The sequence below is a fragment of the Amycolatopsis sp. CA-128772 genome (assembly GCF_002904295.1).
Lineage (GTDB): Bacteria > Actinomycetota > Actinomycetes > Mycobacteriales > Pseudonocardiaceae > Amycolatopsis.
In genome coordinates, this window is the sequence record NZ_PPHG01000077.1 from 143479 (window position 1) to 158894 (window position 15416).

Here is a 15416-nt window from a genome sequence, read left to right on the forward strand (position 1 = left end):
GCCACTCGGAGTCCCCGGAAGAACAGACCTCGTCGCACCTCCGGGGGAGGGGTGCGGTATCAAGGGGGACCGGCAGCGCCGCGGCCGCGTCGAACAGCGTGTGCCCGCCGGGCACCGACCGAGCCGGAGGATGGGTGTGACCGAGCCTTCCGAGGCGGGCTCCGAACCGGTCGAGGCCGACCTCGACACCGGGCCGGTGCAGCTGCCCGGGTACGGCCTGGCGGATTCGGGCGCCTTCGAAGAGGCGCCGACCCCGCCCTCGGGCAACCCCGCGGCCTGGCCGCACGCGGTGTCGCCGCTGCTGCCGCCGTTCCCGCTGCCGCCGGCGCCACCGGTCACGCCGCCCCCGGCCCCGGCTCCGGCCGGGCCGCCGCCCCCGGTGGCCGGCCCGCCGCCGAACCCGGGGGCGCCGGCGCCGCTGCCGCCGCTCGGTTCGCCGCGCACGGAACGGGAGAGCATCGTCGCGCTGTTCCTGGTGCACATGTTCCCGATCGGGCACCTGCCGGTCGCGATGGACAAGCCGGCGCGCCAGCTGCCGCTGCCCGACGACCCGGACGGCTTCGCGCCCAACGACCACCCGGACGCCCGGCTGATCTTCGACGACCAGGCGCTCACCAACGTCACCGCGGGGTTCCGCCGCTCGCCGACCGCGCCGTCGCGGCCGGTGCCGCGGCACCTGACCGAGGGGTACGTGCCGTACGCCCGGGCGACGCAGGCGGTGTGGATCCGCCGGTTCGTCCTCGGGCACAGCGACCTCGGCCCCGAGTACGCGTGGCCGCCGGGCGAGCAGTTCCCCGAAAGCAGCGTGGACCACCCTCAGCCGGTGATGGTCCCGGCCGACACCGTCCTCGACCGCTTCGGCCCGGCGTACGGACGGGTGCTCTTCGAGGACGGCACGCCGTTCGCCGAACGCTCGCTGCCGCCCGCGTTCCTCGACGCCGAGTACCGCCGGTACGTCGTGGTGCGGGCGGTGCCGATGTGGCGGTCGGAGACGGCGAACTGGTTCGGCCAGGTCGGCGGGGGTACCCGGTACCGTGCGCTGCTGGCGGCCGACGAACTGGTGACCCTCGGCTACCTCGCCGAGGCCAAGGGGGAAGAGGACTGATGAACACCCAGTCGATCCAGCGGTGGCTCGGCGTGCTGGGCGTGCCGCCGGAGGTCGTCTCGCTCGGCGCCGAGGTCGACAACGCCTGGTGCCTGATGCAGGGCGAGGACGAGGCGTGGGAGGTGTTCTGGCGCGAGCAGGGCAACCGCTACGACTGGGCGCGGTTCACCAGCGAACAGGTCGCGTGCCACTACCTCTTCGGCCGGCTGGCCTGGGCCCAGGTCGCCCGCGGCGCGGTGGGCCTGCTGCCCGGCAAGTGATCGCCGGAGCGGCACTTTCACGTGAAAGTGCCGCCCGCAGGTGGGCACTTTCACGTGAAAGTGACGGGTTCAGCTCACGGCGTAGGTGAAGATGTGCGCCTGTCCCGCGCCGGTCGATGTCGGCAGGGTCAGTGACTTGACCTGCTTCGCCGGGTCCAGCGCGATCGGGGCCGTTGCGAACAGGTACGACGTGTACGGCCGCTGCAGCCGGAACATGTACCGCGGGAACGCCGAGTTCACGTACGGCACCGACGCGACGACCGTGTTCCCGAACTGCGGCGGCTCCGCGCCGCCCTTCAGCAGCCACTCCGACAGGCCCAGGGAAGCCGGCTGCGTCGAGCCGTCGGTGTAGGTGACGGTCACCGTGCCCTGGGCGTCGCCGCCGGTCGCCGAACCGAGGAACGACAGCTTCGTCGCGCCCTCGGCCGCCGTCACCGCCAGCGTTTGCCCCGAGGCGATCACGTTGTCGGGCGACCCCGCCGGGCTCGACGGCCAGGTGAACTCGCGCACCTTCGCGCCCGGTTCGATGCCGCTCTTGGCCAGGCCCTGCGCGGAGTAGGCGAACTGACCGGGGTAGAGGTCCGTCTCGCCGAAGTCGCCGTACTGGACGAACCGGTCGTCCGTGACGCCGACGTTGGTGTTCGCCGCGTGCAGCGTTCCCGGCGTCCCGACGGTCACCGGCAGGTAGGACGGGAGCTGCCCGCCGAACTCGACCGGCACGCTGGTGTACGCGTCCGGCGCTCCGGGCGCGGCGGTGACGCGCACTCGCTGCGACGCCGAGCCGTTGCGGCCGGCCGTGAGCGTGCCGCTGGACGGCGTCACGGTGATCCCGGCCGGCGGCTTCGCCTGCCACGTCACCGTGCCCGCACCGGTGATGCCCTCGGCGACCACCGTGGCCTCGCTGCTCCCGCCGGGTGCGACGACGACGCGACCCGGGCCGACGCGGCCGCGGACCGGGACTTCACCGTCGCGGAAGGACGGTGGCGCGTCCGCCTTCGCGGAGCCCCACGACGTCGGCGACGCGCCGAGCGTGAAGTCCAGCCGGCCGCCGTCGACCGCGAAGGACTCCGGCAGCCACGGTTTCGTGCTCGGCTTGCCGTTCACGCGAAGGGACTGCACGTACTTCACCGAGCTGGACGCGCCGGGCGCGGTCATTGTGATCCGCTGCCCGGTCGCCCGCGTCAGCGTGATCTTCGGGAACATCGGGCTGGCCAGCACCAGTTCCGCACGTCCGGGCGCCTCCGGGTACATCCCGAGCGCCGCGAAGACGTACCACGCCGACGTCGCACCGAGGTCGTCGTTGCCGGGCAGGCCGTCCTCGCCGGGCTTGAACAGCAGCTCGGCCGAACGGCGCACGATGTCCTGCGTCTTCGCCGGCGCGCCCGCGTAGGCGTACTCCCACGGCACCTCGAACGACGGTTCGTTCGACATGAACGCGTACGGGGAACTGGCGTCGCTGTTCAGCTTGGTGAAGAAGAAGTCGAGGCGCTTCTTCACGGCGTCGTCGCCGCCCATCGCGTCGAACAGGCCGCGGACGTTGTACGGCACCATCCACGTGTACTGCGCCGCGTTCCCTTCCTGGTAGCGCATTTCCTGATACTGCGCGGGATCGAACGGCGAACGGAACCGGCCGTCGCGCAGCCGGGTCTGCAGGTAGCCCGTGGCCGGGTTGTAGACGTTCTCCCAGTACTGCGCGCGGCTCATGAACTGCTGGTGCGTCTTCGCGTCCCCCAGCCGCTGGGCCAGCTGCGCGATGCCGAAGTCCGCCGTCGTCTCCTCGAGCATGTCGGAGACGTTGTTCGGGTGGTAGCCCAGCGTCAGGTAGTCCGACAGGCCCGGCCGTTCGAGCGCGCGTTCGCCCGCCTGCTGGACGCGGGTGGCGCCGTTGACCATCGATTTCAGGGCGCTGCGGGCGTCGAAGTCCGTGGCGCCGAAGGCGTACGTGCTGGCGATGATCGAGTGGTACGGGTCGCCGCCCATCACGCCCATGAAGTCGTTGTTCTGCGACCAGCGGTCCCAGATCCCGCCCGCCTGGTCGGCCTGGTTCAGCATCGACTGCGCCATGTCGGCGGCTTCGTGCGGGGCGAGCAAGGACAGCAGCTGGACCTCGTCGCGGTAGGTGTCCCAGCCGGAGAAGTTCGCGTACTGCGCGTGGCCCGGTTTCGCCCGGTGGATCGCCCGGTCGAAGCCGCGGTAGCGACCGTCCACATCGGAAAAGACGTTCGGCTGCAGAAGCGTGTGGTAGAGCGCGGTGTAGAACGTCCGGGTGGCGGCGTCCGTGCCGCCTTCGACGGTGATCTGCCGCAACCGGTCGTTCCACGTCCGGCGCGCCGCGGCCTTGACCGCGTCGAAGGACGCGCCGCGCTGCTCGGCGGCGAGGTTCAGCCGGGCGCCGGCCGCGTCCACATAGGACAAGCCGACGCGCACCTGCACCGGCGTCGCCGGGTCGAAGGTGAGGTAGGCACCGGAGCCGCCGTCAAGGGTGACGACCTGCTTGTCCCACGTCGTCCTGCTCAGGTCGCCGCCGCGGGCGGTGGTGCCGCCGGGTGTCACGGCGGCGTCCTGCCAGGTCCCGGACGTCCGGAACGGCTGGTCGAAGGCGGCGGTGAAGTAGACCTTGTACGTGTTGGGGCCGCGGCAGAAGTGCCCGCTGGAGACCCAGCCTTCGACGGTCCGCCGCGCCGGGTCGACGGTGACCGAGGCGTCGTCGCTGCCCATCGCCGACTGCGCGACGTCGATCAGGAGCGTGGCGGGGGAGTCCTTCGGGAAGGTGAACCGGCCCAGACCGGAGCGCTGCGTCGCGGTGAGCTCGGTGGTGATGCCGGAGTCCGTCGTCACCTTGTAGTAGCCGGGGGACGCGGATTCGTTCCGGTGGCTGAAAGTGGGGAAGTACTTCGTCGCGTCGACGGCGGGCGAGGTGGAGATCGCCCCGGCGAACGGCAGGAACGGCACGTCACCCGCGGCGCCGCCGCAGCCGGCGCCGTTGAAGTGGGTGAGGCTGAAGCCGCGGAGGCGGTTCTCCTCCCAGGCGTAGCCGCCGTCGCGGTCGCGGGCGTAGTAGCGGCCCTGGCCGGCGGGCGGCTTGGGCTGCAGCGGCGTGTCGGGGCTCCACTGCACCATGCCGAACGGGACGTCGGCGCCGGGGAACGTGTCGCCGGCGTAGGTGTTGGTCTCGGGGGTGTCGCCGGCCTTGGCGCCGGCGAACGGGTTGACGTAGGCGGCGAGGTCGTGGTGCTGGGTGCCGGCGGCCGCGGGCGCGGCCACCGTGACGAGGGGGACGATCAAAGCCGCGGTGACGACTCTGCGCATGCTCTTCCTCCCGGGGTGAGCGGGCGACCCGGGTTGACAACGTTGTCAATTTGACCGGGTGACCCGGCGAGCACTGGGAGTGAACCACCGGTGGTTCAGACCGGTCAAGAAGTTCCCGCCGAGCGGCCCATCCGGTTACCGCTCGAGGATGGCCAGCGCCTCGTCGTGCAGCCGGCCGTTGGTCGACAACGCGCTCCCGTTGTCGTAGCGCGCGACGCCGTCCAGGTCGCTGAACCGGCCGCCGGCCTCGGTGACGATCACCTGCGCCGCGGCGACGTCCCACGGGTTGACGATGCACTCCGCGGCGACGTCGAGAGCGCCTTCGGCCACCAGCACGTGGTGCCAGAAGTCGCCGAACGCGCGGGTCTCCCAGCAGGCGTCGACCAGGCCGAGGTACTTCTCGCGCGAGTGGTACTTCGTCCACGAGTTCAGGTCCGTTGTGGACAGATAAGCGTCCGAAAGGGACGAAACCCCGGAAACCGACAGCCGCCGGGTGCCCGAGGAATCACTCGAAAACGCCCCCGAACCGGTGGCAGCCCACCAGCGGCGGCCCAACAGCGGTGCGCTGATCAGGCCCACGACGGGATCGCCGTCCACCACCAGGGCGATGAGAGTCGCCCAAACGGGTACTCCGCGGAGGAAGTTCTTGGTGCCGTCGATCGGGTCGAGCACCCAGGCGCGCCCGGTCGCGGCCGAGCCACCGCGCTCTTCACCGAGCACGGCGTCGCCGGGGCGGTCCGAAGCCAGCACGGCACGGATCGCGTCTTCGACGGCGGTGTCGGCGTCGGTCACCGGGGTGCGGTCGGGCTTGCGCTCCACCGCCAGGTCCAGGGCGCGGAACCGCGCCGTCGTGATTGCGTCGGCGGCATCAGCCAGCCGGGTGGCGAGAGCCAGATCATCTCCGTAGCCAGGCACGGTCACGATGGTTTCACGCCCGCCCGCCGTACAGTTGGCCAGGTGAGCATGGTCCTACTTGCCGAAGACGATCCGGCCATCGCCGAACCGCTCTCCCGCGCCCTCGAACGCGAGGGATACGAGATCCACGTCGTCACCGACGGCCCTTCGGTGCTCGACGCCACCGCCGCCCAGCGCGTCGACCTGCTCGTGCTGGACCTCGGCCTGCCCGGGATGGACGGTCTCGAGGTCTGCCGGCGGCTGCGCGCGGCCGGTACCGAGCTGCCCGTCCTGATGCTCACCGCCCGCACCGACGAGGTCGACTTCGTCGTCGGCCTGGACGCGGGTGCCGACGACTACGTCGCCAAGCCGTTCCGGCTCGCCGAACTGCTCGCCCGGATCCGCGCGCTGCTGCGCCGCCGGGTGCCCGAGGTCCTGGAGGCCGGCGGGGTGCGGATGGACCTGGGCGCGCGGCTGGTCACCGTGGACAACCACGAAGTCCAGCTGGCGAACAAGGAATTCGAGCTGCTGCGCGTGCTGATGAGCCGCGCCGGGCAGGTCGTCAGCCGCGACGAAATCCTCGCCGAGGTCTGGAACGACCTCGAGTCGAAGACGTCCAAGACGCTCGACATGCACATGTCTTGGCTGCGGCGGAAACTCGCCGTCGCCGCCGACGAAGCCGCCGGGCGCACCAGCAAGACCCACGACGGTGAGCGGCGGATCGCGACCGTCCGCGGCGTCGGCTTCCGCTTCAACGCCGAATAAGCCGTGCGCCGCCGCATCCTGCTGGCCATCCTGCTGGCCGTCGCGGTCACCGCGGCCGTGCTGGGCATCCCGCTCGGCATCGTGGCCAGCTGGCAGATCGAGTCAAGCTACCGCGAGACGCTCGCCGAGAACGCCCGTGCGGCGGCGGCGATCCTCGACACCGAGATCGCCAACGGCCAGGAGATCGACCTCGACCAGGTGCGGGCCGCGGTCCCGGCGAACGGGCTGCTCACCGTCCGGGCCAGCGGCCAGACCGAAAAGCGCTACGGCAGCAGCCCGGGCGCGGACACCGTCACCGAGACGGCGGACCTGGCCCGCGACGGCAAGGTGGAGATCGCCGTCCCGGCCGGCCCGATGCACGAACGGCAGACCACCGTCACGCTGGTCGTCGTGCTGCTGGTGCTGCTGTCGGTGGGCACCGGCGCGGTGGTGGCGATCGCGACGGCCCGGCGCCTGGCGAAGCCGCTGCGGCACGTCGCCGAACGCGCGGCCCGGCTCGGCGGCGGCGACTTCCGCCCCGACCCGAGCCGCTACGGCGTCGGCGAACTGGACATGGTCGCCGAAGCGCTGGACGCGTCCGGCACCGCGCTGGCCCAGCTCGTGCAACGGGAACGCCAGCTGGTCGGCGACGTTTCGCATCAGCTGCGCAGCCGGCTGACGGCGTTGCAGCTGCGGCTGGAACCGCTCACCGTGCACCCCGACGACGAGGTGGCCGACGAATCGAAGGCCGCCCAGGAGCAGGCCGACCGGCTCGCCGAGGCCCTCGACGAACTCCTGGCGGCGGCCCGCGCGGCCCGCGAGGTCGGCGCGGAACCGGTGGACCTGCCCACGCAGTTGCCGGAAATGGCGCAGGAATGGCGCGAGCTGCTCCGCTCGGAGGGCCGCAACCTGCGCACGCGGGTGGCCGACGGGCTGATGGCGCGGGCCACGCCCGGCCGGCTGCGCGAGGTCATCGGCGTGCTGCTCGACAACGCGCTGCGGCACGGCTCCGGCACGGTCACCCTGATCGCCCGCCGCGGCGACGCCGAAGGCACGGTGGTGATCGAGGTCAGCGACACCGGCTCCGGCGTGCCCGACGAACTGGCCCCGCACATCTTCGAACGCGGCTTCTCCGGCGGCGGTTCGACGGGCGTCGGGCTGGCGCTGGCCCGCGCGCTGGTCGAGGCCGACGGCGGCCGCCTCGAACTGTCGAACCGCCGTCCGGCGGTGTTCAGCCTCTTCCTCAAGGTGCCCCGGCCCAGCGACGTCCCCGAAGTGCGCTGGCCCGCCGAGCGCGTCCCCCGTTAGATCAATCCCTCCCGCAGGGCGTAGGCGACCGCGTGCGAGCGGTTGCGCAGCTGGAAGCGGTTGGTGACGTCGTGGAGGATGCTCTTCACCGTGCGCTGCGAGTAGCACAGCTCGTCGGCGATCTCCTGCGTCGAGCAGCCCGCCGCGACGAGCTTGAGCACCTCGGTCTCCCGGTCGCTCATGCCGCCCAGGCGCAGGCCGCGCGGCTGGAGCACCTGGCGCTGCAGGCGCGAAACCCGGTTGAGCAGCCGGCCGAGCAGGTCGGGCGGCAGCGCGCCTTCGCCGGCCGCGGCCGCCTTGATCAGCCGGACGAGCACCTCCGGCCCGGCGTCGGCGCGCCGGGCGACCGCGCAGACCCCGTGCTCGACGGCATTGAGGATCTCGTTGTCGTCGACTTCGCCCGCGACCAGCACGATGCGGGTGAAGCCCTGGTGGTGCAGCGCGGACAGCAGCCGGGTCATCGGCTCGTCGAGCCGGTCGGCGACCAGCAGCGCGACCAGGGCCGGGTCGGGCGGGTCCCCGTCCACCACCCGGACGTCGTCGCGCGAACGCAGGGTCATGCAGACGCCGTTGTGCAGGATCGGATCGGTGGCGCGGACGACCACCGGTGTCCGGTCGGTTTCGAACATCGTTCCCCATTTCCCCTCGAAACGGTGCAGACCGTCCAGCCTGCCCGCTCGCGTGTCCCGGGCGCATGGGACCGGCGTCCCGATGTTGCCCGGGCGGCTGCCCGTCAGGACTCGCCGAGCCCGGCGTCCCGCGCCCGGACGATCGCCTCGGCGCGGTCGGCGACGTGCAGCTTGGCGAAGACGTTCGAAATGTGGTTGCGCACGGTCTTGGGGCTCAGGCACAGCGTGCTCGCGATGACGCCGTTGCTGTGCCCGGCCGCGATCAGCGCGAGCACCTCGCGCTCGCGCCCGGTCAGCTCGGGGAACACCGGCTCGGTGGCCGGTGGCCGGCTGAAGAAGGCGAGCACGCGGTTCGCGATGTCGGGGCCGAAGATGGCCTCCCGCCGGGCGACCGCCCGGACAGCCCGGACGATCTCGTCCGGTTCGGCGTCCTTGAGCAGGTAGCCGCGGGCACCGGCGCGCATCGCCGCGAAGACCGACTCGCTTTCGTCGGCCATCGTCAGCATCAGCACGCCGGTGCCCGGGTTCGCCGCCACGATGCGCCGGGTCGCCTGGATCCCGGACAGGTCGGGCAGGTGCAGGTCCATCACGACGACGTCCGGCCGCAGGGCGGCGGCGGAAGCGACGGCGTCGGTTCCGCCGGCGGCCTCACCGACGACCTCGATCCCGGGTTCGGCGGCGAGCAGCGTGCCCACGCCGATCCGGAACAGGGGGTGGTCGTCCACGACGAGGACGCGCAGGTCGCCCATCCGCCGTCACCTCCCGGTCGTCACTCCTGGTGATGGTACGCGGACGCGTTCTCCCGCGCCCAGGCCGCGAAGGTGTGCGGCGGCCGGCCGAGCAGCCGCTCGACCGTGTCGAAGACGACGCGTTCGTGCGGGGCGGATTCGCGTTTGAGGGCGAACAGCCCGTCGACCGCCTTCGGGGGCCAGCCGTACGTCCGGATTAGGCGATCCTTCGCGGCGCTTTCGGTCTCTTCGACGTACTTCAGCGGACGGCCGATCGCGTCGGCCAGGGCGGCGACCTGCTGGGCGGTGGTCAGGGCCTCGCCGCCGGTGAGCTCGTAGGTCGCGCCTTCGTGCCCGGACGTGGTCAGGACGAGCGTGGCGACCGCGGCGATGTCCCGGACGTGGATCAGCGCCGACGGCGGATCGGTTTCGGTCACGTACACGGTGTCTTCTTCGCGGATCGAGCCGATCCAGGCGAACCGGTTGTCCATGAAGGCACCGGGCCGCAGGATCGTCCACGCCGGCCCGGCTTCGCGGATCGCCCGCTCGGCTTCGGCGTGGGCGCGGGTGATCGCGTCCTTCTGTCCGAAGTGGACGCCCGTGGTGGACAGCTTGACGAGGTGGCTGACGCCGGCTTGGGCGGCAGCCTGCGCGACCGCCGCTTCCCGGTCGGTGTTGTGCCCCTGGGTCAGCACGAACACGCGGTCCGCGCCGGCCAGCAGGGCGGGCAGGTCCGAGGTGTCGAGGTCGCCGCGGACCACTTCGGCACGCGGGTCGATCCGGGCCTTCGCCGGGTCGCGGGTCAGGGCGCGGACGCCTGTGCCGGCGTCGAGCAGGGCGGGGACGAGGTGGCGGCCGACCTTGCCGGTGGCGCCGAGGACGAAGATCATCGGGTTTTCTCCTAGCGGTTGAGCGGAACGTGGGGGAGGACGAGCGCCGTGACGAGCCCGAGGGCGAGCACGGGCAGCAGGGCGAGGAACACGCCGTGCGTGCCGGCCCGGTAGGCGACCCCGAGCGCCACCGGGCCGAGGGCCGAGCCGAGCGCGCGGGCGAGGTTGACGCCGGCGGCGACCGCGCCGCGGTCGGCCGGGGGCGCGGTGTTCTGCGTGGCTATGGCCAGTACCTGCATGTTCAGCCCGGCCGCGACCCCGAAGACGACCAGGCAGCCGAGGACGGCGGGCAGGCCGTGCAGGGTGAGCAGGCCGAGCACCGCGAGCAGGCCGAGCGCCATGCTCAGCCGCGGCGCCCACCGGTAGGCGCCGGTGCGGGCGATGACCTTGTTCGTGACGAGGGAGGCGGCCGCGACGGCGAGCGTCATCGGCACCAGCCGCAGGCCGCCTTCCGCCGGGCCGGCGTCGGCCTGCAGCAGGACCGCGATGTAGTTGACCGAGCCGAGGAACGCGAACCCGGCGAGCACGCTGAGCACGACGGACACGCTGAACGTCCGGTCGCGGAACAGCCGCAACGGCAGCACGGGTGCGTCCGCCTTGCGTTCGACGAAGACGAACGCAACGGCCGAGGCGGCACCGAGGGCGGCCGACCACGGCGTCAGCAGGGTGAACCCGGTGATCGCGACGCCGAGCAGGACCACCCCGGCGAAGTCGAACGGCGCTTCCCGCTGTCGTTTCGGCAGGTCAAGGGATCGGAGGCAGCCCAGTGCGGCGAGCCCGAGCGGGAGGTTCACCAGGAAGATCGACCGCCAGCCGGCCACGCCGGTCAGGAGGCCGCCGACGACCGGACCGGCGAGCGAGGAGACGGCGAAGCAGATCGAGAACCACCCGAAGTACTTCGCGCCTTCGCGAGGCGTGAACATTTCGCCGAGCGAAGCGCCGACGGAGACGAAGAGGCCGCCGGAGCCGGCACCCTGCAGGACCCGGCCGGCGATCAGCGTGGTGGCCGACGGCGCGAGCCCGCAGGCGAGCGAACCGAGCAGGAAGAGGGCGAGCGCGCCCAGGAGCACGCGTTTGCGCCCGAAGACGTCACCGAGTTTGCCGTAGAGCGGCGCGGAGACGCTGCCGGCGAGCAGGTAGGCGGTGGTGACCCAGGCGTAGGCGCCGGTCCCGCCGAACTCGCCGGCGATCCGGGGGAGTGCGGTGGCGACGACCTGGGCGTCCAGCATCGCGAGGAAAACGGACAGGAACAGGCCGGTGAGAGCCGTTTTTTGAGCGCGCGAAGGCGCGAGAGTGATCAAAAGATGTCCTCGTGGAGAAGGGACGAGAAAGGCGGACGTGCGCGAGACACGTCCCGTCGAGTCGGGAAAAGGCTCCATCGTCATCCGCGGACGGATGCGACCTCTTCGCGCTCGGAAACCACCTCGAATCGTCCCGCTCGCCCGGCCGAACCCGGACGGCGTCCTCACGAAGGAACACTGACGAAGAGGACTTTAGACAACTACATGTCAGGAGACAAGTAGTTTTTGCTCAGCGGACGCGGGTGGCCGTTTCGCCGTCCCGGCGCCGCTCGCCCAGCTCGTCCGGGAACACCCACTTCTTGAAGCCCCAGAAGCGGAAGAACATGGCCAGCAGCATGCCGATGATCGAGCCGCTGGCGAAGTCCGCGATCTCCTGGACCAGGAACGTCACGTGCGGGACCTCGAGGTCGAGTACGTACCGCGAGACGATCAGCGGGATCAGGTTGACCCCCACCGCGATGCCGCTGATGACGAAGAACAACGCCGCTTCGTGGTGCCGCTCGCGCCCGCCGCGGGTCCGGAAGGACCACTCGCGGTTGAGGATGTAGGACACGATGGTCGCGACGATGATCGCGATCGCCTTCGCCGTCGTCGGTTTCGGCTCCAGCACCGTCAGCTTCAGGGTGTACCAGACCCCGTTGTCGACGAGGAACGTCGTGCCGCCCACGATCGCGAACTTCAGCAGCTCCCGGTGCTTGATCAGCACCGAACGCAGTGGTTCCGGCGTGCGCTTGAGCACGGTTTCCACAACGGTCACACCACGCAGTCTAGGAGAACTCCGCGGTGGCCAGTGGTCCAGGCGGCCCAGCCGCCGTGAATGTCCGGATCCACCGGCGGGTTCCGGCGCTATCCGGTCAACCAGCCGAAAGCTGTTTCGGGGCTGACGGTCGGCGGCCGGTCGCCCGGCTTGCCGCTCGGCCGCGGGGGTGCGCTCGTCGTGGTCGTCGACGTCGGCGGCTCGGTCGTGGGTTCCGCCTTCGTTGTCACCGGCGGGGTCGGCGTCGGCTTCGGCGACGTCGGTTTCGTCGGCTTGGCCGGCGTGGTCGGCTTGGTCGACGGCGTGGTCGTCGGCGTCGGGTGGTGGTGGTCGCACCAGTGCAGGAAGCAGCCGAAGTCCACCGTGACCGGCTTCGCCGACGCCTTGCCGAGCTGGGCGGTGATCGTCACGCGCCCGTCTTCGGGGCGGCCCTTGAGCCGGACCCACAGGTTGACGTGCTGGCCGGGGGCCAGTGCGCTCTTCGTCGTGCAGCTCGCGCCGTTGCCGGCCGGGGTGCACGGGAAGGCCCGCAGGCTCCACCACTGCCAGAGCGGGTGGTCGAAGGCGACCGTGACCGGCTTCGTCGTCTCGCCGGTGTTGCGGACCCGCACGTAGACCAGCGGGTTGTGGGTCCACGGGAACGCCGAAAGCCCGTCGCCCTGCGCTTCCAGAACCACGCCGTCCGGCGGCTGCTTCACGGTGACCTTGACGCTCACGTCGACGGAGATCTGCACGCCGGCTGTGACCGAGCCGGTGACCGTGCCGCCCTCGGCGTCCTCGTCGGCCTGCAGGCGGAAGTTCAGGGTGGCGCTCTGGCCGGGCTGCAGGCCGGCGCCGGTCCTGCAGGTGACCGTGCCGTCGCCGCCGGGGCAGTTCACCGAGATGGGGGCACCGGCCTGGGCACGCGCCACGGGGGCGCCGCCGCCGCCCGTGTCGACGGCGTGCACGCCCCGCGGCAGGTTCAAAGCCACGGCCACCGGCTCGGACGGGCTGCCGCCGTCGTTGCGGACGGTGATCGGCACGTTCTTCGCGGTGCCCGGGCTGAGCTCGACGCCGTCCGGCGGGGTCGTCGCGGACATCGACGGCGGTGCCGGGGCCGGCGGCGCGGGCGGGGCAGGCGGGGCAGGCGGAGCCGGCGGCGCGGGTGACAGCGGCGCCGCCGAGGGCGGAGCCGGGGGGACGACCGGCGGCGCGGCGGGCTGGACCGACGGCGTGGCGGGCGGCGCCGGTGGCTGCTCGGGCGGGGCCGGCGGCTGCGGTTTCGGGGCCGGCGGTTCGACCGGCTGGGCCGACGGCGGCGGCTCCTGGACGGCGACCGGGATCTGCTGCGTCCCGCCGCCCAGGGTGAGCGCGAGGACGACGGCCGCGACGACCGCCGTGCCCGCGGCGGCGACCCCGGCGAACTGGCGGGGACCCGCGCTCGCGGCACCCGCGGCCGCACCGGCCTTGCCACCGGCCGCCGCGGCTCCGGCTGCTGCCGCGCCCGCGGTCGCCGCCGTGGCCGCGCTCGCCTTCGCGGCGCCGATGGTGGCGAGGTAGCCCAGCGCCGCGCCGCCCAGGACGATCGGGGCGATGACCGCGCGCAGGCCGCCGTTGACGTCGGCGAGCTCCGCGGCCAGCGCCCGGCAGTTCTCGCACTCGTCGAGGTGGCTCTCGACCTGGGCGCGTTCCCGCTTCGACAGGCCGTCGCGGGTCCACGCGCCGAGCCGCTCGGCGCAGGCGCGGCAGCGTTCCTCGGCGTTCTCCTGCAGGTGGACCTGCAGGTACGCCTGGCGGAGGCCCTCACGGGCGCGGTAGGCGAGCGCCGAGACGCCGTTCGCGGTCAGGCCCAGCAGCGGCGCGACCTCGGCCGGGCTCTGCTGCTCGATCTCGGTGTGCCAGAGCACCGCCCGCCAGCGTTCCGGCAGCCGCGCGAACGCCTTCGCGGCCATCGTCCGCTCCAGCCCGGCGACCGCGGTGTCGGAGAACGGCACGGTCAGCGCCTCGGCCGCGGCGCCGCCGACCTCGGTCATGTCCTCGTTGAGGTCGACCCGGCGTTCCTTGCGGGTGCGGTCGTACGCGGTGTGACGCAGGGCGGTCAGCAAGTACGCCCGGAAGGCGGTGTCCGGCCCCTTGCCACCACGGAGCGTGTCGAGCACCTTGGCGAACGCCTCGGACACGAGGTCGTCGGCTTCGGAGCTCGAACGGGCCAGCTGACGAGCCAGGTTGTGCGCCGCGCCGGTGTGCCGTTCGTAGAGCGTCCCGTACGACGCGAGCTCCCCGGAGCGAACTTCCGCGATCAGCTCGGCGTCACTCTTTCCGCTGAGATCGGCGGGAACGGTGGACACGGCACTCCTCGGTCGGCTAGAGCCAGGACCTGCCCTAACAGGCCGATCCGGGACGCGAGACAAGTGTGACTGACCCTCTCCGGCTGGTCACGTCGTGGTCGGGGTGATGACTCCGACGGCGGAGCAAAATCACCCACCCCCGGTTGACGCCACGGAAAAGCGGCAAGACAAAAACTGGTCAGTACGCGTCACGGTGCCCGTCAGGCGACGTCCTCACCGTGAAGCGCCGAGCAAGATCGCGGCAAAGCGGACGAAAGGGGCGGGCCACCAGTGGATGTTCCGGCTGCGCGCCCCGGTTCCGGAGACACCCCGCCCGCCAAAACCGACCGCGACGCTTCCCTGCGTGCGTTGCGGGCCCGCTGGCGCACGGCCAGCCTGGCCGCGGGCTGGCGGTTCCCCAGCGACTGGGCCCTGCCCGAGGTCGACGCCGTCTGCGCGGCCGTGATGGCCAAGGGCCGCGTCGAAGCCGCCGAAACCGCGCTGGCCGGGCTGGCCCGGGCCCGCGCGGCGGCCGGGGCCGGGCTCGCGGAAACCCTCGCCGACCTGGCCGCGCTGCACGCCGTCCTCGGCCACGACGGCGACGGGTTCGTCGCCCCCGACGTCGACGCGGCGCCGGCCCGGCTGCTCCGGACCACCGCGCTGGCCTGGGCGGACGTCGCCACCGACCAGCTGGTGCACACCGAGGTCACCGACCCGCTGACCGGCCTGCCGACCGCCGCCTACCTGCGCACCCGGCTCGAGGAGGTCTACCGCGCCGCCGCCGCGCGCGAGCGCCCCGCCGCGGAGGACCACGTGCTGCTGGTCGTCTCGCTCGACCTCGCCACCGTCGCCGGCTTCGCGCGGCTGACCGGGATGATCATGGTCGCCGACGCGCTGCGGGCGGTGTTCGACAGCGGGCAGAGCGTCGCCTCGCTGGGGCCGTCCGTCGTCGCGGCCCTGGTTCCGAAGGACGAGCGGGTCGCCTCGCACGGCGTCGCGCTGCGAAGGGCGTTGCACGAGCGGCTGTCGGTCGACGCGCAGCTGGCGGACGTCGGCCGGCCCCGCGTGTCGGCGGTGCGGCTGCCGCCCACCCACGAGCTCGCCTGCGACCTGCTGGCGCACCTCGCGCGCGCGTAGAACGCCGGAAAAGCCCGCTTTCGCCAGGACCCTTCCGACCGCGACCGG

13 protein-coding genes are annotated in these 15416 nt (G+C 72.3%); 5 read left to right on the forward strand and 8 right to left on the reverse strand.

The annotated features are described in order from the left end of the window. Positions 1-130 precede the first annotated feature (130 nt). The gene (locus C2L59_RS31265) at positions 131-1105 is read left to right on the forward strand and encodes a TNT domain-containing protein (protein ID WP_233223786.1); all 975 of its coding nucleotides are present in this window, start codon (positions 131-133) and stop codon (positions 1103-1105) included. Further along, positions 1105-1365, forward strand: a complete 261-nt coding sequence (locus C2L59_RS31270; protein ID WP_103353123.1) for a hypothetical protein — start codon at positions 1105-1107, stop codon at positions 1363-1365. The genes C2L59_RS31265 and C2L59_RS31270 overlap by 1 nt, the downstream gene beginning before the upstream one ends. A gap of 69 nt (positions 1366-1434) precedes the next feature. On the opposite strand, the gene C2L59_RS31275 is transcribed toward C2L59_RS31270, so the two are convergent. Together C2L59_RS31275 and hisN are read right to left on the reverse strand one after the other, a co-directional pair. After that, on the reverse strand, positions 1435-4674 hold the full coding sequence (locus C2L59_RS31275) for a GH92 family glycosyl hydrolase (protein ID WP_103353124.1): 3240 nt from the start codon (positions 4672-4674) through the stop codon (positions 1435-1437). Between the two features lie 135 nt (positions 4675-4809). Then, complete coding sequence (gene hisN, locus C2L59_RS31280; RefSeq protein ID WP_103353125.1) at positions 4810-5595, reverse strand: histidinol-phosphatase; 786 nt, start codon at positions 5593-5595, stop codon at positions 4810-4812. A gap of 42 nt (positions 5596-5637) precedes the next feature. On the opposite strand from hisN, the gene C2L59_RS31285 reads away from it, so the two are divergent. Both C2L59_RS31285 and C2L59_RS31290 read left to right on the forward strand, forming a co-directional pair. Continuing rightward, a complete protein-coding gene (locus tag C2L59_RS31285) occupies positions 5638-6333 on the forward strand; it encodes a response regulator transcription factor (RefSeq protein ID WP_103353126.1) in 696 nt (231 codons plus the stop codon). A gap of 3 nt (positions 6334-6336) precedes the next feature. Continuing rightward, positions 6337-7620 (forward strand): ATP-binding protein, encoded by a 1284-nt coding sequence (locus C2L59_RS31290; protein WP_003105232.1) that lies wholly within the window; start codon positions 6337-6339, stop codon positions 7618-7620. On the opposite strand, the gene C2L59_RS31295 is transcribed toward C2L59_RS31290, so the two are convergent. The 6 genes from C2L59_RS31295 to C2L59_RS31320 all read right to left on the reverse strand — a co-directional run bounded on the left by C2L59_RS31295 (position 7617) and on the right by C2L59_RS31320 (position 14252). Beyond that, on the reverse strand, positions 7617-8249 hold the full coding sequence (locus tag C2L59_RS31295; RefSeq protein ID WP_103353127.1) for a response regulator transcription factor: 633 nt from the start codon (positions 8247-8249) through the stop codon (positions 7617-7619). The two genes, C2L59_RS31290 and C2L59_RS31295, sit on opposite strands and share 4 nt — an antisense overlap. A gap of 104 nt (positions 8250-8353) precedes the next feature. Beyond that, the gene (locus C2L59_RS31300; protein ID WP_103353128.1) at positions 8354-8998 is read right to left on the reverse strand and encodes a response regulator transcription factor; all 645 of its coding nucleotides are present in this window, start codon (positions 8996-8998) and stop codon (positions 8354-8356) included. A gap of 20 nt (positions 8999-9018) precedes the next feature. After that, complete coding sequence (locus tag C2L59_RS31305) at positions 9019-9867, reverse strand: NAD(P)H-binding protein (protein WP_103353129.1); 849 nt, start codon at positions 9865-9867, stop codon at positions 9019-9021. An 11-nt stretch (positions 9868-9878) separates the two neighbouring features. Further along, positions 9879-11168, reverse strand: coding sequence for an MFS transporter (locus tag C2L59_RS31310; RefSeq protein WP_103353130.1), 1290 nt, complete (start codon positions 11166-11168; stop codon positions 9879-9881). A 229-nt stretch (positions 11169-11397) separates the two neighbouring features. Further along, a complete protein-coding gene (locus C2L59_RS31315; RefSeq protein ID WP_199199338.1) occupies positions 11398-11925 on the reverse strand; it encodes a GtrA family protein in 528 nt (175 codons plus the stop codon). Positions 11926-12014: 89 nt separating this feature from the next. Further along, the gene (locus C2L59_RS31320) at positions 12015-14252 is read right to left on the reverse strand and encodes a sigma-70 family RNA polymerase sigma factor (RefSeq protein ID WP_103353132.1); all 2238 of its coding nucleotides are present in this window, start codon (positions 14250-14252) and stop codon (positions 12015-12017) included. Between the two features lie 270 nt (positions 14253-14522). Here C2L59_RS31320 and C2L59_RS31325 point away from each other — a divergent pair, with 270 nt between their 5' ends. Next, a complete protein-coding gene (locus C2L59_RS31325) occupies positions 14523-15368 on the forward strand; it encodes a GGDEF domain-containing protein (RefSeq protein ID WP_103353133.1) in 846 nt (281 codons plus the stop codon). Positions 15369-15416 lie beyond the last annotated feature (48 nt).

Coding starts and splice junctions, on each gene's coding strand:
- C2L59_RS31265 (WP_233223786.1), top strand. CDS start 131: ATGGGTGTGACCGAGCCTTCCGAGGCGGGCTCCGAACCGGTCGAGGCC.
- C2L59_RS31270 (WP_103353123.1), top strand. CDS start 1,105: ATGAACACCCAGTCGATCCAGCGGTGGCTCGGCGTGCTGGGCGTGCCG.
- C2L59_RS31275 (WP_103353124.1), bottom strand. CDS start 4,674: ATGCGCAGAGTCGTCACCGCGGCTTTGATCGTCCCCCTCGTCACGGTG.
- C2L59_RS31285 (WP_103353126.1), top strand. CDS start 5,638: ATGGTCCTACTTGCCGAAGACGATCCGGCCATCGCCGAACCGCTCTCC.
- C2L59_RS31295 (WP_103353127.1), bottom strand. CDS start 8,249: ATGTTCGAAACCGACCGGACACCGGTGGTCGTCCGCGCCACCGATCCG.
- C2L59_RS31300 (WP_103353128.1), bottom strand. CDS start 8,998: ATGGGCGACCTGCGCGTCCTCGTCGTGGACGACCACCCCCTGTTCCGG.
- C2L59_RS31305 (WP_103353129.1), bottom strand. CDS start 9,867: ATGATCTTCGTCCTCGGCGCCACCGGCAAGGTCGGCCGCCACCTCGTC.